At 63.2% G+C, this 17,707-nt stretch carries 16 protein-coding genes; 6 read left to right on the forward strand and 10 right to left on the reverse strand.

The features are described 5' to 3' along the window. Positions 1 to 300: 300 nt before the first annotated feature. From M8523_RS05860 to M8523_RS05875, 4 genes are all read left to right on the forward strand, one after another. Positions 301 to 1,203, forward strand: a complete 903-nt coding sequence (locus M8523_RS05860) for a peptidylprolyl isomerase (RefSeq protein WP_282583912.1) — start codon at positions 301 to 303, stop codon at positions 1,201 to 1,203. 86 nt (positions 1,204 to 1,289) lie between these two features. Next, positions 1,290 to 2,537 carry a bifunctional glutamate N-acetyltransferase/amino-acid acetyltransferase ArgJ gene (gene argJ, locus M8523_RS05865; protein WP_282583913.1) on the forward strand — a complete coding sequence of 416 codons (1,248 nt, stop codon included), beginning with the start codon at positions 1,290 to 1,292 and terminating at the stop codon, positions 2,535 to 2,537. 31 nt (positions 2,538 to 2,568) lie between these two features. Beyond that, positions 2,569 to 3,678, forward strand: a complete 1,110-nt coding sequence (locus M8523_RS05870) for an adenylate/guanylate cyclase domain-containing protein (RefSeq protein WP_282583914.1) — start codon at positions 2,569 to 2,571, stop codon at positions 3,676 to 3,678. A 7-nt stretch (positions 3,679 to 3,685) separates the two neighbouring features. Then, on the forward strand, positions 3,686 to 5,152 hold the full coding sequence (locus M8523_RS05875; RefSeq protein ID WP_282583915.1) for an outer membrane protein: 1,467 nt from the start codon (positions 3,686 to 3,688) through the stop codon (positions 5,150 to 5,152). Between the two features lie 60 nt (positions 5,153 to 5,212). Here the strand turns inward: M8523_RS05875 and thpR are convergent, their stop codons facing one another. The 3 genes from thpR to epmA form a co-directional block, all read right to left on the reverse strand. Beyond that, positions 5,213 to 5,743, reverse strand: a complete 531-nt coding sequence (gene thpR, locus M8523_RS05880; protein ID WP_282583916.1) for an RNA 2',3'-cyclic phosphodiesterase — start codon at positions 5,741 to 5,743, stop codon at positions 5,213 to 5,215. A 98-nt stretch (positions 5,744 to 5,841) separates the two neighbouring features. Beyond that, positions 5,842 to 6,885, reverse strand: coding sequence for a lysine-2,3-aminomutase-like protein (locus M8523_RS05885; RefSeq protein ID WP_282583917.1), 1,044 nt, complete (start codon positions 6,883 to 6,885; stop codon positions 5,842 to 5,844). After that, complete coding sequence (epmA, locus tag M8523_RS05890; protein WP_282583918.1) at positions 6,882 to 7,940, reverse strand: EF-P lysine aminoacylase EpmA; 1,059 nt, start codon at positions 7,938 to 7,940, stop codon at positions 6,882 to 6,884. Before epmA ends, M8523_RS05885 begins: the two co-directional genes overlap by 4 nt. Positions 7,941 to 8,089: 149 nt before the next feature. On the opposite strand from epmA, the gene efp reads away from it, so the two are divergent. Further along, positions 8,090 to 8,656, forward strand: coding sequence for an elongation factor P (gene efp / locus M8523_RS05895; protein ID WP_282583919.1), 567 nt, complete (start codon positions 8,090 to 8,092; stop codon positions 8,654 to 8,656). A 101-nt stretch (positions 8,657 to 8,757) separates the two neighbouring features. Here efp and M8523_RS05900 read toward each other — a convergent pair whose 3' ends face one another. The 7 genes from M8523_RS05900 to M8523_RS05930 form a co-directional block, all read right to left on the reverse strand. After that, positions 8,758 to 9,216 carry a GNAT family N-acetyltransferase gene (locus M8523_RS05900; protein ID WP_282583920.1) on the reverse strand — a complete coding sequence of 153 codons (459 nt, stop codon included), beginning with the start codon at positions 9,214 to 9,216 and terminating at the stop codon, positions 8,758 to 8,760. Between the two features lie 128 nt (positions 9,217 to 9,344). Continuing rightward, on the reverse strand, positions 9,345 to 9,956 hold the full coding sequence (locus M8523_RS05905; protein WP_282583921.1) for a GNAT family N-acetyltransferase: 612 nt from the start codon (positions 9,954 to 9,956) through the stop codon (positions 9,345 to 9,347). A 117-nt stretch (positions 9,957 to 10,073) separates the two neighbouring features. Continuing rightward, complete coding sequence (locus tag M8523_RS05910) at positions 10,074 to 11,204, reverse strand: type III PLP-dependent enzyme (RefSeq protein WP_282583922.1); 1,131 nt, start codon at positions 11,202 to 11,204, stop codon at positions 10,074 to 10,076. Between the two features lie 957 nt (positions 11,205 to 12,161). Beyond that, positions 12,162 to 12,926 carry an amino acid ABC transporter ATP-binding protein gene (locus M8523_RS05915; RefSeq protein WP_282583923.1) on the reverse strand — a complete coding sequence of 255 codons (765 nt, stop codon included), beginning with the start codon at positions 12,924 to 12,926 and terminating at the stop codon, positions 12,162 to 12,164. A 13-nt stretch (positions 12,927 to 12,939) separates the two neighbouring features. Further along, positions 12,940 to 14,079, reverse strand: a complete 1,140-nt coding sequence (locus M8523_RS05920) for an amino acid ABC transporter permease (protein WP_282583924.1) — start codon at positions 14,077 to 14,079, stop codon at positions 12,940 to 12,942. A gap of 3 nt (positions 14,080 to 14,082) precedes the next feature. Continuing rightward, complete coding sequence (locus tag M8523_RS05925; protein ID WP_282583925.1) at positions 14,083 to 15,270, reverse strand: amino acid ABC transporter permease; 1,188 nt, start codon at positions 15,268 to 15,270, stop codon at positions 14,083 to 14,085. A 50-nt stretch (positions 15,271 to 15,320) separates the two neighbouring features. Next, on the reverse strand, positions 15,321 to 16,331 hold the full coding sequence (locus M8523_RS05930) for an amino acid ABC transporter substrate-binding protein (protein WP_282583926.1): 1,011 nt from the start codon (positions 16,329 to 16,331) through the stop codon (positions 15,321 to 15,323). Between the two features lie 191 nt (positions 16,332 to 16,522). On the opposite strand from M8523_RS05930, the gene metC reads away from it, so the two are divergent. Further along, positions 16,523 to 17,707, forward strand: coding sequence for a cystathionine beta-lyase (metC, locus tag M8523_RS05935; protein ID WP_282583927.1), 1,185 nt, complete (start codon positions 16,523 to 16,525; stop codon positions 17,705 to 17,707).

Consider the following 17,707-nt stretch of genomic DNA (forward strand, 5'->3'; position numbering starts at 1 on the left):
CCGCGCTCAGAAGACGATATCAAGGCCACGCCGATATGCGACGGCCCGGAGATCATCCCTGGATTACAACCGGGAAACCGAGCCGGTTTTGCGCGAGAAACCGGTGGCTAAAGACCGGAAAGAGAGATAAGAGCCGCCCCAATTCTTGTCAATGCGAGGCATGGCAAGCGTTCTGGCGCGTGCGCCTCGTGAGAAGCGCCGTGGGGCGACGCCCACACGGACGGCGCCGCTTCTCCTGAGCGGCATCGAGCCGCCTTCTTCGTGCCGGATGTCCGGTGCGTCTCGAATGGGTTTCGACGAATGAACATCAACGGTCAGACGGTCATCCGCCTTCTTGCGGCGACGGCGTTCATCGGGCTCGCCGGCCTGTCTCCGGCCTTGGCCAAGGTGCTGGCCACGGTCAACGGCCAGGAGATCAGCGACGATGACGTCAAGGTCGCGCTCGAAGACCTCGGCCCGAACCTGCCCCAGCAGCTCAAGGGTCCGCAGCGCGACGCCTATGCGCTCGACTACCTGATCGACTTGAAGCTCGTGGCCGCCCAGGCCGCCAAGGACAAGCTTGGCGACACGCCCGATTTCGCCCGCAAGCTCGCCTATTATCACGACAAGACCCTGATGGAATCGATGCTCGGCAACGTGGCCAAAACGGCCGCGACCGATGACGCCGAGCACAAGGTCTATGACGATGCCGCGAAGGCCAAGAAGCCCGAGCAGGAAATCCACGCCCGCCACATCCTGGTCCCCACCGAAGCCGAGGCCAAGGCCGCTCTCGACCGTATCAACAAGGGCGAGGACTTCGCCAAGGTGGCCGACGAGGTCTCGAAGGATCCGGGCTCGCAAGGTGGCGACCTCGGCTGGTTCACCAAGGACAAGATGGTGCCGGAATTCGGCGAGGCGGCCTTCAAACTCGAACCTGGCCAGGTGTCGCAACCCGTGAAGTCGGAATTCGGCTGGCACATCATCAAGCTGGAAGGCAAGCGCGATAAGGCCTTCCCGTCCTTCGATCAGGTGAAGGACCAGGTGACCCGCTATGTGGTCCAAAAGGCGCAGAGCGATCTCATCATGAAGCTTCGCCAGGACGCCAAGATCGAGCGGACGGAGGCGGCCCCTCCGGCGCCGACCGACGCGCCGGCCGGGGATGCGACGCCCGCACCCGCGGCTCCGGCTCCGGCTGCGGCCCCAGCGGATGCACCAAAGCCCTAATGTCATGCCCGGCCTTGAGCCGGGCACCCAGTTTGAGCGCTGCAGCGGCCACGCCGTTCCGTTGGTATGACCTTAAGGATCTCACGATGGCCCCCGCGGTTCCCGTCTCTCCCCTCGCGCCCAAATCCATGCCTGACATGCCGGCGATCGATGGCGTGCGCTTTGCGAGCGGCGCCGCCGGGATCAAGTACAAGGGCCGCACCGACGTGACCCTGGTGCTGTTCGACGAGGGCACGACAGTCGCGGGCGTGTTCACCACGTCGAAATGCCCGTCGGCCCCGGTCGACTGGTGCCGCGCGAACCTGGGCGCGGGGCGAGCCCGGGCGCTCGTCGTGAATTCCGGGAACGCCAATGCGTTCACGGGCCGCAAGGGCGTGACGGCCGTGGAACTCACCGCGAAGCTCACGAGCGAGGCCACGAGCGTTCCGGCCTCGGAGATCTTTCTCGCCTCGACGGGCGTGATTGGCGAGCCGCTTCCGGCGGAACGCTTCGGTTCGGTGCTCGGCGACCTGGTTCGCGCGGCCGATCCTGACGGCATCACTGAGGCCGCTCGCGCCATCATGACGACAGACACCTACCCCAAGGTCGCGACCGCGACGGTCGATCTCGGCGGCGTGCCCGTCACGATCAGCGGCATCGCCAAAGGCGCCGGCATGATCGCGCCCGACATGGCCACGATGCTGTCCTTCGTGTTCACAGACGCGCCGGTTGAGGCGTCCGCGCTCCAGACCCTCCTGTCGCGCGGGGTCAAGGGAAGCTTCAACGCCATCACGGTTGACAGCGACACTTCGACCTCCGACACGCTGATGATCTTCGCGACAGGGGCCGCCGCGCGGCGCGGGGCGCCGGCCATCACCAATGCGCAAGATCCACGCCTCGCCGGCTTCGCTCAAGCCCTCGACCGGCTGCTGCTCGATCTCGCCCATCAGGTGGTCAAGGACGGCGAGGGCGCCCGCAAGTTCGTGGCCGTGACGGTGGAAGGCGCCGAGGACGATGTCGCCGCCAAGCGCATCGCTCTGTCGATCGCCAATTCGCCGCTGGTCAAAACCGCAGTGGCGGGCGAGGACGCCAACTGGGGGCGCGTCGTCATGGCGGTCGGCAAAGCGGGAGAGCGCGCCGAGCGCGACAGGCTCGCCATTCACTTCGGCGACACACGCGTCGCCGTGAACGGGGAGCGCGATCCGGACTACAGCGAAGCGGCAACGTCCGCCTACATGAAGAACGAGGCCATCACGATCCGGACCGAGCTCGGTCTCGGCCACGGCCGCGCAACCGTCTGGACCTGCGATCTCACCAAGGCCTATGTCGAGATCAACGGTGACTACCGCTCCTGATGATCCCCCTATCGCCTGCTGAAGACCGGCGATGTATGTCTATGGGTCAATGGCGATCCAGCGCATCTTCCGGACCATCCCCCTGCTTGCGACCGTCGCGGCGATCGGCGCCGCCGCGGGCCTCCTTTACGCGGAACTGACCGGCGGCAGATCGCTTCTCGCGGGCATGATCTACGGCGCCGTCATCGCCGTGACGGTCTTGACGGTGGAACGGGGGCTCGTGTTCCGCAGCGCGCAACAGCGCATGCGGCAATGGCCGACCTTCATCTACGTTCCGGCCATGGAAGTCATTTCGGTGGTTTTGGCTCTCATCGGATTCGCGATCGGAGGCGCCATCAGTTGGACCGCCGGGCTTGTCACCGGCTCGCTCATCGAGGCTACGGTTCCAACGCTTCAGGCTTTGATCTATTCCCTGCTGATCGCCGCCGTTCTGGTGTCCTTCACGCGCATGCGCGACCTTCTGGGTCACGAGGTGTTCAAGAGCCTTTTGCTCGGGCGCTATCACAAGCCCGTGGAGGAACGCCGGATCTTCCTGTTCCTGGACGTCGTCGGCTCGACGGCGTTCGCACGCCGCTATGGGGACCTGCGGGCCCAGAACTATCTCGCGGCCGTGTTCGCGGCGATCGCCGAACCGGTGCGGCAGCATGGGGGTGCGATCGACGATTACATCGGCGACATGGCCATGATCACATGGCCGGAACCGCAAGGGATCGAACAAGGTCGCTGCATCGCCTGCGTGTTTGCCATCCTGTCGACCTTCGAGGCCAATCGAACCGCCTGGTTGACCCGATTCGGACAGGTTCCAGAGTTTCATGCGGCGCTCCATGGCGGCAACATCGTCACGGCCGAGATCGGTATCGACAGGCATAAGATCAGCTATTTCGGCGATGTCGTGAATACGACGGCCCGCATCGAAGCTCTCTGCCGGCCACTTGGTGCATCCGTGCTCGTATCGGCCGAGCTCCTGGCCCGCATCCCTGCGCTGCCGACCGGCATCCGCGCCTTCCCAAAAGGGGAACATCTCCTGAAAGGTCTCGATCACGCCATCGGGATCGTCAGCCTCAAGCCCAACCCGGCAACAGATCGACGTTCGGTTTTGCCGCCCGTGCGTGAAGCCGAGCCGGCCTTGGTGCCCGATTAGCGTCCTTTTGGCCTCCAATCTGCGCCCTAAAAGCCACATGGTGGCCTCTCTGTTTCCAGATTTGGGGAAAGAGCTTCGGCCATGCCGGGTGTTCGATGTAGTTTCATCGCTAGCGCGTAATTGCGGATCAGGACTGCGTATGAAATCGCTCAAAAAACTCGGTGCAGCAGCGTTCGTCAGCGCAGCATCGTTTTCCGCGGCTCTCGCCGCTGACCTTCCCAGCCGTGTCGCTCCCCCGCCGCTGCCGCCGCTGCCCACGATCGCGGGATGGGACGGCATCTACGTCGGCTCGACCTACGGCTATGGCTTTACGAACTTCAAGACCAGCCAAGCAAGTTCGCGAAGCAAGAGCGAGAGTGGCCAGACCGGTGGCGCACTCATCGGCTACAACTTCCAGAGCGGTCACTTCGTCTACGGTGCAGAAGCGGGGATCGACCTGAACGTCATCCGGGGCAACGTGCCAGGACAGGTCGGACTGAATTCCAGCCGGCTGGATACGATGGATGACATCAGGTTCCGCGGACGTATCGGCTACGAGTTCGGCTGGTTTATGCCGTTCGTCGCCGGTGGCGCGGTGATCAATGAGACCTACCAGTCGACTCCGAATCCGGCCAATTACTTTGGACAAGACAAGCGGACTGTCGGCTGGACTGCCGGTGCCGGCGTCGATTTCAAAATCGATCCGCACCAAATCATCGGCTTCCTTCCACAGTCGCTCTTCGGACCAGTCATCGTTCGTCTCGAATATTTGCACGACAGCCTGCCGCGAGAGACCTTCACGCTGGGTGGCGGCGGACCTGGTGTTCAGACGTTCAGGACTGAATCGTCAAGCAACATCGGCCGGGTCGCACTCATCTATCGTTTTGGCGACAACCCGCGGCGTCCCTATGCGGATACGCTCGGCAACGTGAACTGGGGCGGTGGTTACGGCGGTATCTTCGGCGGCTACGATTCGTTAAGCACGAAGAGCCGTCTGACGGGCTTTGGCAACACGAAGGAAAGCGCAGACGGCGGGTTTGGCGGCATCTACGCAGGCTCGAACTTCATGTTCTTCAACAACCGGCTCATGCTCGGTGTCGACGGCAGCACATCGGTCGCCGACGCGACCGGAACTGGAACTCTCGCAGGAACAGGCGACCGGACAAGCATCCGGGAGTTCGTGAAAGCGGATCTTCGTGGCCGTATCGGTTACGCCTTCGGCAGCTTCCTCCCCTTCGCGGCGGCGGGTATCGACTTCACACGCAACGAGCAGCGCGATCTCGTCACGGGATCGCAAGTTGGTCGGGTTCCCGTGGACAATTTCACCTTCGGTGGTGGTGTGGATTATCGCGTGTCCGAGCGGGTTTCGGTTCGCGCCGAATATCTTCGGGACGAGAGCATCAACCGCTCCACCATTCGGCTCAACGGCGGAAACGTGAAGCAGGATTACAGCTCCGACGCGTTCCGCTTCGGCGCCGCATATCACTTCGAATGAGGGACAACCGCGGGGAATTAGCTCTCCGCGTCGAGTGCCGCGATATCGGTCGGAAGAGGTCTATCCGAAAGGATAGACCTCTTCCGTTATGTAAGGGCCGCCGCCAACCGAATCGCGCGACGAGAACAGCACGAAGCGGTCGGCCGTGAAGCGGCGGGTCAGGAACCCGCGATAGCTGAGGTAATCCGCGACCGCGATGCCGGGCGCACCCCGCAGGCGGGCCAATGTGACATGCGGGGTGAATTTGCGCGGTTCGGGCGGGATGCCCAAGCGTCGAATCAGGCGCTCCTGCTCGGCCTGCAATTCGACCAGCGGGCCGCTGGGCTGAACCTTGGCGACGATCGCCCTTGGCTTATCGCCGCCAAAAAAGCTCAAGCCCTCAAGCGTAACCGTGAAAGGCTGACGACGGATATCGTCGAGCAAAGTCGCCACCTCCCGGGCTGTCGGCATGTCGATGTCGCCGATGAACCGCAGGGTGATGTGGTAATTGTCGGTATCGATCCAGCGGGCGCCTGAAAGGCCGCCTCGCATCATCGCCAGTTCTCCGGCGAGATCAGGGGGGATCTCGAGCCCCGTGAAGAGACGCGGCATGGGCACCTGCGATTCAAAGCGAGCCGGTAAGATACTTTACCGTGTCCCGCCCGATCTTTGCAGTCTTTCCTTACGCAAACATGGCTGATCCCCAGCCTTCATGTCTGCGGGCTCGTATAGGTGTGGGCGGTGCCGTGCCGGTCGCACACGGACCAGGTGTCCCCATCCCGCCGGACCGCGTCGCTTTCGGCCAGCACAGCTTTGCCGTGCCCGTCCGGGATATCCAAGACGTAGCTGGGCTGGCACAGGCCGGACACATGTCCGCGCAGGCCGCGGACAAGACGACGGCCGGCCTCGATCGTCGTCCGAAAGTGCGACGTGCCGGGCGCAAGATCGCCGTGGTGCAGGTAATAGGGTTTGATTCGCGTCTCCACGAAAGCGCGCATCAGGGCTTCCAAGGTCCCTGGCTCGTCGTTGACGCCGCGGAGCAGCACGGTCTGGCTCACCATGGGGATGCCGGCATCGATCAGTCGGGCGCAGGCGGCGCGAGCATCCGCCGACAGCTCGCGGGGATGGTTGGCGTGAACGGCCACGAACACGGCCTTCCTGGCGGCCTGCAAAGCGGCCACGAGGTCGGGGCCGACCCGGTCAGGCTCAACCACGGGCACACGGGTATGCAGACGCACGACTTTAACGTGATCGATGGCAGCGAGACCCCGCATCACACTCTCAAGGCGGCGTGGCGACAAGATCAACGGATCGCCGCCTGTCAGGATGACTTCCCAAATCGCAGGCGTCTTCGCGATGTAGTCGAGCGCTCCGTCGATCTCGTCGTCCTTCAACATACCATTCTGGCCTGGACCCACCACCTCGCGCCGAAAGCAAAACCGGCAATAGACCGGGCAGATGTGGAGCAGCTTGAGCAACGCGCGGTCGGGGTAGCGGTGCACGATGCCCGGCACAGGGCTATGGGCCTCGTCGCCGATCGGATCGATGCGTTCGTCGGGTGTGCCCACAAGTTCATCGGCGGTGAGCACGAACTGCCGCGCGATCGGATCGGCCGCGTCGCCGGGGTCGATCAGGTTGACGACGGTGGGCGTCAGTGCGACCGCGTACCGAGCCGCCACGCGCTCCAGATCCGGCAGGGCCTCGGCGGACACGAGCCCGGCATCGGCCAAAGCCGCCGCGCTGCGCAACGTCACCGGAAGGCTCCAGCAGGGTCGATCACCGGCGTCCAAAGCACTTGATCGATCCGCTCGGCCCCGACCGCCAGCATGGCCAGCCGATCGAAGCCGAGCGCGATCCCGCTGGCCTCAGGCATGATCGCGAGGGCGTCGAGAAAATCCGCATCGATCGGGTAGCGCTCGCCGTAGCGGAGCTCGCGGAGGTCCATCTCGGCTTCGAACCGCCGCCGTTGCTCCGCCGCATCGGTCAGTTCGCCGAAGCCATTGGCCAGTTCCACGCCACACACATAGAGCTCGAATCGCTCCGCGACCCGCAGGTCGTCCGGACACGGGCGCGCCAGTGCGGCCTCGATGGTCGGGTAGCGATCGAGAATAGTGGGACGGCCGAGGCCGAGCCGAGGCTCCACCTTTTCGACCAGCACGCGCGAGAACACGTCCGACCAATCGTCGTCCGCAGCCACCTGGACTCCCGCCTTGCGGGCCGCCGCGCTGAGAGCATCACGATTCCCAACCGGGCCTTCAATCGTGCCCAGCAGGTCGATGCCGGCATAGCGCGAAAAGGCTCCGGCGACCGACAGGCGCTCGGGCTCACGCTCCACATCGGCCTCTCTGCCCCGAAACCGCCAGCGTGTCTGTCCCGCGACCCTGCCGGCGATGCGAAGGAGATCGACGCAATCCTGCATCAGCGTCGCGTAAGGCTCCCTGGCCCGATACCACTCCAGCATACTGAATTCAGGATGATGCAGCGCCGAGCGCTCGGCGTTGCGAAACACGCGCGCTAGTGTGAACAGTCGCTCCTCGCCGGCCGCGAGCAGCTTTTTTGCCGCGAATTCGGGCGAGGTGTGGAGATAGAGCCGCGACACTCGGCCGTCGGGCGCGCGGAGATCCGTGCCGAAGGCGGCAAGATGCGCCTCGTTGCCGGGCGACACCTGCAACACGGCGGTCTCCACCTCGACAAAATCCAGGGCTTCGAAATGCGACCGAACCGCACTGAGGATGCGATTTCGCACGAGCAGCCGCGGGCGCCTGTCCTGATGGATATGAGGCGCCCAGAACGGAGAGGCGGCGGTCACGGCAAAACCCTTCGGTTGCGGAGATCTTCCAGGCCAAGCCTGCCAGTCCCCTCTGGCGAAGGCAGGAAAAATCGCTATGGTGCGCGCCACTTCGGAGGCTGGCTCGGTCACCGCCTTCTAACGACTTCTCGACCCAAGGACAAATTCTCGTGAAAGTGATCGCCAGCTCGCTCCGCAAGGGCAATGTGGTGGAAAGGGAGAACCAGCTCTACATCGTTCTCAGCGCCGAAAGCTTCCATCCCGGCAAGGGCACACCGACGACCCAGATCGACATGCGGCGCATCAGCGACGGCGTGAAGGTGACGGACCGCTACAAGACCACCGAACAGGTGGAACGCGCCTTCGTGGAAGACCAGGAGTTCAGCTACCTCTATGAGGATGGCGACGGCATGACCTTCATGAATGTCGAGAACTACGATCAGGTCGTGGTGCCGCAGGATGTGGTGGGCGACACCAAGCCTTACCTTCAGGAAGGCATGAAGGTGCTGCTCAGTGTGTTCAACGGCACCCCGGTGGCGATTCAGATCCCGGCACGCGTGACCCTCGAAGTGGTCGAGACCGAGCCGGCCATGAAGGGTCAGACGGCCTCGTCTTCCTACAAGCCCGCCAAACTGTCGAACGGAGTCAAGACGAGCGTCCCGCCCCATATCCAGACAGGCACCCGGGTCGTCATCCAGACCGAGGATGGGTCCTACGTCGAGCGCGCCAAGGACTGAGGTCAAGGGCCGGGGCTGACCCGGCCCTTTTACGCGGAGTCCCGCGAACGGCTCGTTCAGACTCGGCGATGACGCGAACTGCCGCCGCGGGCGAGGTTCAGTCAGGCGAGCGTCTTCACCATAAACACGCGACGCAGACCCTCGTCTTCGCCACGATGCGTCTCGCGATATCCGACCCGCCCGTAGAGCGCGATGTTTTCGGACATCAACTCGTGTGTGTAGAGCCGAATCGACCTGTATCCAGCGGAGCGCGCGGCTTCTTCCGCAAAGACCATGAGGCGGCGCCCGAGACCTGTCCCGCGAAAGGCTGGGTCGACCGCAATATTGTCGAGCAGCATCACATCAGGTTCAGGAACCAGGACGACGAGCCCGCGGATGACCCCGTCGCTCTCGGCGACATGCACGACGCCTTCCCGGATCAGCGCCGCGTAGTCGTCGAGCATCGGGCCCGGTTTTTGTCCGATGCGCGGCACGTAGTGGCTGTAGGCGGCATCGACCAGGTTTTCCACAGCTGGCCTATCGTGTTGCGACGCCAGCCGGATCTCAGTGGAAAGAGGCATTGAAAGAACCGAACGAGGGCCGAAACAATTCGCCTCAGTTCTACGATGCGGATGCGCAGGTGTCGATGCGTGACCACGCAGGAGAAACCGGTGCCAAAGCGGCGCCGGGGTTGGCAGAGTGAAGCTGATTACGCCGCACGGCGCGAACCGCGCTCGTCGCGGCCAGCGTCCACGAAAGCGCCAGCTCCAACGACGCGGCCCTTCGCGCCTTGAAGTCCGCCGGGCGCCAGTTCGAGCGCAAGGAAACGGGATCGATCGACCGGACCAGGCAGCACAAAGTCTTTGGTCAGCGCAGCCTCGAAGCCGAAACGCGCATAATAGGGCGCATCGCCAACGAGGAAGACGCCCTTGTGCCCGAGCTTGCGCGCCCGCCGCAGCGCATGCTCGATCAAGGCGCGCCCGATGCCGGCCGAACGCAGAGCGGGATCGACGGCCAACGGGCCGAGCATGAGAGCCGCGCGATCACCGATTTCCGCGTCCCAAAGCCGGATTGTGCCGACAATGGCCGATCCCGCCGTCGCGACGAAGCTCAGTCCTTCGGACGCCTGCCGGCCCTCACGAAGCCGCTCGCACGTCTTGGTGAAACGGACCGGACCGAAGGCCGCATCGAGCAGCGCCTCGCGCTCGGATACATCCGCCGCCCGCTCGTCGCGAATGCGGAACGTGGGTGTGACGAGACGAAATGCGCGCCGCCAATCGGGTGTATGAGCTGAAAGGCCAAAACGAGACGATGCGTCCATCACCGAGATCCGAGATACAGGGTGGTCGAAAACGCAAATCCGTGTGCGGGGTTGCACCGGTTTCTGCACGAATTTTTGGCGACTCCGTTTCTGCTGGTGCAGAAACGGAGATTCGGCTCAGATCACGTAGGATCTGAGCGGCGGGAAGCCATTGAAGCCCACGGCCGAATAGGTGGTCGTATAGGCACCCGTTCCCTCGATCAGCACCTTCGAGCCGATCTCCAGGCTCAACGGCAGTTCGTAGGGGTCCTTTTCGTACAACACGTCGACGCTATCGCAGGTCGGTCCGGCGAGCACGCAGGGTTCGGTCGCGTCCCCGTCGAACTCGGTCCGGATCGGATAGCGGATCATCTCGTCCATGGTCTCGGCGAGCCCATTGAACTTACCGATGTCGAGATAGACCCAGCGCATCGTGTCGGCTTCGCTCTTCTTCGAGATCAGCACGACCTCGGCCTCGATCACGCCGGCATTTCCAACCATCCCGCGTCCCGGCTCGATGATGGTTTCCGGGATGCGGTTGCCGAAATGCTTGCGAAGCGACCGGAAGATCGCCTGCCCATAGGCTTTCACGGCCGGCACGTCCTTCAGATATTTGGTCGGGAACCCCCCACCGAGATTGACCATCTGGAGCGTGATGCCGCGCTCGGCCAGATCCTTGAAGATCGTGGATGCAGACCTGAGGGCGCCGTCCCACATCAGCGGATTGCGCTGCTGCGAGCCGACATGGAACGAGAGACCATAGGCCACGAGGCCAAGCCGATGCGCCTGTTCGAGCACCCGCCCCGCCATCTCGGGCACGCAGCCGAACTTGCGCGAGAGCGGCCATTCGGCCCCTGCCCCATCGCAGAGCATGCGGCAGAACACCTTGGAACCGGGCGCCACGCGGGCGATCTTCTCGACCTCGGCTTCGCAATCGACCGCGAAGAGCCGGATGCCAAGTTGAAAGGCACGCGCAATGTCGCGCTCCTTCTTGATCGTGTTGCCGAACGAGATCCGGTCGGGCGAGGCACCGGTCGCCAGCACCTGCTCGATCTCCACCACCGAGGCCGTGTCGAAGCAGGAGCCCATGCGGGCCAGGAGGTCGAGTACCTCCGGGGCTGGATTGGCCTTTACGGCATAGAACACTCGCGTATCCGGCAAGGCTTTGGCAAATGAAGCATAATTGTCGCGCACGACATCGAGGTCGAGCACCATGCAAGGGCCGTCATCACGGCGCGAACGGAGGAAATCGCGGATACGATCGGTCATGGCGGCATCCCTTTGCGCGGTTGGATCCGCGACTTGAGCGAAACGAAAGGGGAGGCGGCAATAGAATGCGTTGCCCGCGCGATGGAGACGCGAAGCTGCGACAAGCAAAGCCAACCGTGATCGGCTCAACGACCCGCGCATGGAGAAACCATGCCTCGAATCGGCAACCCGATCAGATGCTGCGCCGTTGGCTATACATTCCGGCAAGCGACTGAGTCACCTGCGGTTTGGACAGCCATCGATTGGAAAGGAAGATCCCTTCCGCACGCCCGGCAAGATAGACAAGCCTCTTCGGTGTCGGCCTTTGGAGGGCCAACGGAGACGAAAAAGCCCGGTCCGTCGTTGCTTTAAGTCGCGTCCCCCGTTGCGACGGGGTTCGCCGGTTCGCTCCGGCTATCAATCTCGTTGGCAGTTCACCGGCCTCTTGTCCGGATTCCCACCGATCGACCACGACCACAGGCACGTGCGATTTGGGCAAGGCCGTAACTAGGGAGTTCGGCCTTCATGTGCAAGCGTTTTCTTGGAAAAACCCGGACGTCTCCAGGCTGCATTAACTTATTGACGGGTCAAAAGATTTTCGCGGGCTGGCCTAGCGGCTTTTGCGCGCCTAAATATCGAGTAAAATCAACCGCGGCTTGGACGGTTTCCCCTTCCTGCGCCGGGGTGAAGCGGCTCCCAAAGCTTAACGTGAGGATCGCGACTCGGTAAACGCCACAAGCGCTGTGTCGTTTGGCACACATGCGCAGGCTGGTCGGCGCGCTGTGTTCAATGCGGGCTGGTTTGCTTCAGAGGCCCGTCGCGTGCCTCGCCAAGCCGTCCGCGTGGTGTGTTGCCGATACGATCATCGGCTGAATCCCGGCCAAACCGTCAGCGGTGAAGCATTGCGGACTGCCGCATCGATGCGGTACGCGGCGAACACCGCTCCGCGCACGGTGGGGCAGTGACTGCCGCTCGTCCTCAGTGAAGGATCTGGCCCAGGAACAGCTTCGTCCGTTCATGCTGAGGGTTGGCGAAGAACTCGGCCGGTGCGTTCATTTCGACGATCTCACCGGCATCCATGAAGATCACCCGGTCGGCCACCTGACGGGCAAAGCCCATTTCGTGTGTGACGCACATCATGGTCATGCCTTCGTTGGCGAGCGACACCATCGTGTCGAGCACCTCCTTGACCATTTCCGGATCGAGCGCCGAGGTCGGCTCGTCGAACAGCATCACCTTGGGGTTCATGCAAAGCGAGCGGGCGATGGCGACGCGCTGCTGCTGGCCGCCGGAGAGCTGGCCCGGATATTTGTTGGCCTGCTCCGGAATGCGGACGCGCTTCAGATATTTCATCGCCAGGTCTTCGGCATCCTTCTTGGCCATCTTGCGCACCCAGATCGGCGCGAGCGTGCAATTCTCGAGGATGGTCAAGTGCGGAAACAGGTTGAAGTGCTGGAACACCATGCCGACTTCGCGGCGGACTTCCTCAATGCGCTTCAGGTCGGTCGTCAGCTCCGTTCCGTTGACGATGATCTTGCCCTTCTGGTGTTCCTCCAGCCGGTTGATGCAGCGGATCATGGTCGACTTGCCCGAACCCGAGGGTCCGCAGATAACGATGCGCTCGCCCTGCGCAACCGTGAGGCTCAGGTTCTTGAGGACATGGAACTCGCCATACCACTTGTGAACGCCGTCGAGTTGAATCGCCGGCTGGCCGAGGGTGCGGGGGGATGGGGCAACCGACATCACGTGGCTCCAGTCAATGTTTGCGGCCCTTGGACAGCCGTCGTTCCGTCCGCTGCGAATAGCGCGACATGCCGAAGCAGAAGACCCAATAGAAGGAGGCGGCGAAGAGATAACCGGTGGGCGAGATGGTCGGCCCCGCCCAACTCGGGTCGAGGCGCGCGGTCTCGACGGTGCGCAGAAAATCCGCGATGCCGACTATCGCCACCAGGGTCGTGTCCTTGAACAGGCCGATGAAAGTCGACACGATCCCCGGAATCACTGTGGTCAAGGCTTGCGGCAGAACCACGAGGCGCATCATCGGCCAGTAGCCGATGCCGAGCGCCATAGCACCTTCATATTGGCCCTTCGGCATGGCCTGGAGGCCGGCGCGGACCACTTCGGCCATATAGGCGGCCGAGAAGAGCGCCGTGCCGATCATGGGACGCAGCAGCCGGTCCGGGGTGAGATAGTCCGGCACGAACAGTGGCAGCATGAAATTCGCCATGAACAGCACGGTGATGAACGGCACCCCGCGGACGAATTCGATGAAGGTGACGCAGGCCGCCTTGACGATCGGCATCTGCGACCGGCGCCCGAGCGCCAACAGCACCCCGAGCGGCAGCGAGAACACGATGCCGATGACGGACATGAGCAGCGTGATGAGCACGCCACCCCACAGGCTCGTGTCGATCACCGGCAAGCCGATCAGCGGCGCCCCACGCAACAGCACGAAGGCGAGGATCGGGTAGACGATGAAGAAAAGAAGTGCCGCGACGTTGCGCCGGGGGGCGCCGTTCCAAAGCAACCAGAAGATCAGAACCGCGCCGACCACCTCCGTCACATCGACGCGCCAGCGCTGATCGATGGGATAGGAGCCGTAGCGCAGATAGTCGAACTTATCGCGAATGAAAGCCCAGCAGGCGCCGTCCAGATTGGCCCGGCAGGTGGCGGCGTCGCCCGACCACACGGCTTTCACGAACGCGAAGTCGATCAGGCTAGGAATGATCCACAGGGCCAGTGCGAGGAACAGGAACGTGAGAACGCTCGACCCGATGGACGAGAATAGGTTCTGCCGCACCCACGCCAGCGGGCCACTTGTCAGTCTGGGCGGCGGCAAAGCGGGGTTCTTTTCCCGCTGCAGATAGGTCCGGCTGCCGATTGTCAGGTCAGACATGGCTTACCTCTCGACCAAAGCGTTGCGCTTGTTGAACAGGTTCATGGCGAAGGAGGTGACAAGCGAGATGACGAGGTAGACCGCCATCGTGATGGCCATCACCTGGACGGCCGCGCCCGTTTGATTGAGCACCGTCCCGGCGAAGACGGCGACGAGATCGGGATAGCCGATGAACACGGCGAGCGAGGAGTTCTTGGTGAGGTTCAGATATTGGCTGGTGAGCGGCGGTATGATCACCCGCATTGCCTGCGGGATCACGACAAGGCGGAGCGTCTGCCGCGCGTTCAGCCCCAGTGCATGGGCGGCCTCGCTCTGGCCTCGCCCGACCGATTGGATGCCGGCGCGAACGATTTCGGCGATGAACGACGCAGTATAGACCGACAGGCCGAGGAGAAGCGCCGCGAGTTCAGGGAAGATTTGCCGACCGCCCCTGAAGTTGAAGCCTTTCAGGACCGGTGCCTCGAAGGTGATCGGGCTGCCGAGGAGGAAGAAGACCAGAAGCGGGAGGCCGATGATCAGTGCTGCCGCGACGAGGAGCACGGGAGCCTGTTGCCCGGTCTTCTTTTGACGCACCGAGGCCCAGCCGTAGAACCCGAAACTCGCGACGATTCCGAAAAGCAATGCGAGGCCGACCCAGCCTGACCCTGCCCCGAATTGCGGGTCAGGGACGATGATGCCGCGATTGTTGAGGAAGATCCCACCAGGAATTTGAATCGACTGCTTCGGAGCGGGCAGCGGTTTCAACACCGCATTGTACCAGAACAGCAGTTGCAGCAGGAGCGGGATGTTCCTGATCACCTCGACATAGACCATCGCCACCTTGGCGACGATCCAGTTCGGCGACAGGCGCGCAACGCCCACCGTGAACCCGATGATGGTGGTCAGCACGATCCCGAGCACGGCGACCAGCAACGTGTTGACAAGGCCGACCCAGAAGGCCCGCCCATAGGTCGACAGCTGTGTGTAGGGGATGAGCGTCTGGTTGATGTCGAAGCCCGCGACCGCGTTCCAGAAACTGAACCCGGTCGGGATATGGGCATCCGCCATATGGCGGCTGGTGTTGGAGTAAGCGCCGTAGAAAACGGCGATTACGACGGCCGCGAGGACGACCTGGTAGAACAAGCTGCGTGCCTTGGGGTCGTTGAGGATCGACCCTCTGTCCGGTTTTACCAGTGTCGACGTGTTGGCCATCGGTCCTCGTCAGCGTGTCAGCAGGGTTTCGAGCGACGACCGCCGCCCGATTATCGGATCGGCGGCGCGTATTGAAGGCCGCCCTTGTTCCACAGGGCGTTGATGCCGCGCTTCACCTTGAGGGGCGAGCCTTCGCCGACGTTACGGTCGAACACCTCGCCATAGTTCCCCACCTTCTTGATGATGTTGTAGGCCCAATCGTTGCCGAGACCGAAGCCCTTGCCCTGATCGCCCTCGACCCCGAGCAGCCGGCGGATGTCCGGGTTCTCGGATTTCATCATGTCATCGACGTTCTTCGACGTGACCCCGAGTTCCTCGCCCGTCAGCATCGCGTAATGGGTCCAGCGCACGATGTTGAACCATTGGTCGTCGCCCTGACGCACGGCTGGCGACAGCGGCTCCTTCGAGATGATTTCCGGCAGGACCATATGGTCGTCGGGCGCCGTCAGACGCAGCCGTTCCGCGTAGAGACCGGAGGAGTCGGTCGTCAACGCATCGCAACGGCCCGACTCATAGGCCTTCAGCACCGTATCCTCGTCCTGGAACGCGACGCTGTCGTATTTCATCTTGTTAGTACGGAAATAGTCCGCGAGGTTGAGTTCCGTCGTCGTGCCCTGCTGCACGCAGATCGAGGCGCCGTCGAGTTCCTTGGCCGAGGAGACATTCTGCTTCTTGCGCACCATGAAGCCTTGGCCGTCGTAGAAGTTGACGGGCCCGAACAACATCGCCTGATTGTCGCGCGACGACGTCCAGGTGCTGTTGCGGGAAAGAACGTCGACCTCCCCGGATTGCAGGGCCGTGAACCGGTCCTTGGCGTTCAGCGGGATGAATTTCACCTTCGTGGGGTCGCCCAACACCGCGGCCGCGACGGCACGGCAGAAGTCCACGTCGAGCCCTGTCCAGTTGCCGCTCGAATCCGGAATGCCAAAGCCGGCGAGGGCCGTGTTGGCACCGCAGATCAATTGGCCCCGTCCCTTGACGGTGTCGAGTGTTCCCGCCTGAGCAAAGGTCGCACCCGCGCAGAACGCGAGACCCAATAAGCCTGCCGCAAATTTAAGCATTGTCAGCTTTCACTCCCTGGCGTCATATGCCGATCTTGTGCGACGACCGGCCAACGACCTGTCGCCCGACATGAGCCTTCGCATTCGAAGCAGTTTCCGTACCAGGGTCAAGGCCTGCGCGGCCGGTACGATGCTTGACGGGACGGTTCGACCTGCCGCATGCGGGTCATCAAGCAAAGGATGTTCGACCCATGAAGACGCTGAGTCCCGACACGCGCGCTGCCCTGCGTTCACGCACGCGCCTGGTTCATGCCGGCCGCGAGCCGTTCGAGCAGCATGGCTTTGTCAACACGCCGGTCTATCGCGGTTCAACGGTGCTTTACGAGAGTGTTGAAAACCTCTCGCGCCACAATGCGCGCTTCACCTATGGCACCAAGGGCACCCCCACGACGGAAGCCCTGGAGCGAGCCTGGACGGAGATCGCCGGGGCGGCCGGCACGGTTCTCACGCCTTCGGGCCTCGCTGCCATCACGGTGGCGTTCCTGGCCGTCGTGAAGGCCGGCGATCACATCCTGGTCACGGACGCCGCCTACCGGCCGATCCGCACCTTCTGCGACAGCGTGCTGCGGCGCCTCGGCGTCGAGACCACCTATTACGATCCGGCGCTCGGCGGCGACGTCGCGGGTCTGTTCCGGCCCGAGACATCGCTGGTCTTCGTGGAAGCGCCCGGCTCGCAGAGTCTCGACATGCAGGACGTGCCCGCGATCGTGGCGGCAGCCCATGCGCGCGACATCCCCGTCATGATGGATAATACCTGGGCAACGTCGCTGATGTTTCCGGCGCATAAGTACGGCGTCGATCTCGTGGTGGAAGCCGGGACCAAATATCTGTCCGGCCATTCGGACCTGCTGCTCGGCGTCACCTCGGCCAATGCGCGCTATTGGCCGCAACTGCGCGCGACCTTCGACGCCTTCGCCATGTGCGCCGGCCCCGAGGACGTGTTCCTGGCCCTACGGGGGTTGCGCACCATGGAGTTGCGCCTGCGTGAGGCGGAGCGGCAGGGCCTTGCCATGGCACATTGGCTCAAGGCCCGGCCGGAAGTCGCCCGTGTGCTGCATCCGGCCCTCCCCGAGCATCCGGGGCATGCGATCTGGCAACGTGATTTCACGGGATCGAGCGGGCTCTTCTCCGTGATCCTCAAACCATGCGGAAGCGAGGCCTTGGCGGCCATGTTGGACGGGCTCGAACTGTTCGGCCTGGGCTACAGCTGGGGCGGCTATGAGAGCCTTGTGGTTCCGTTCGATTGCGCGCCATACCGCTCCGCGACCACCTGGGCCCCTGGCGGCCCGGCCCTGCGCTTCTCGATCGGTCTCGAAAACGTCGAGGACCTGCAGGAGGATCTCGACCGCGGCTTCGCCCGGCTCAAAGCGGCCTGA

This window comes from Lichenifustis flavocetrariae (assembly GCF_026130545.1).
GTDB classification, from domain to species: Bacteria; Pseudomonadota; Alphaproteobacteria; order Rhizobiales; family Beijerinckiaceae; genus Lichenihabitans; species Lichenihabitans flavocetrariae.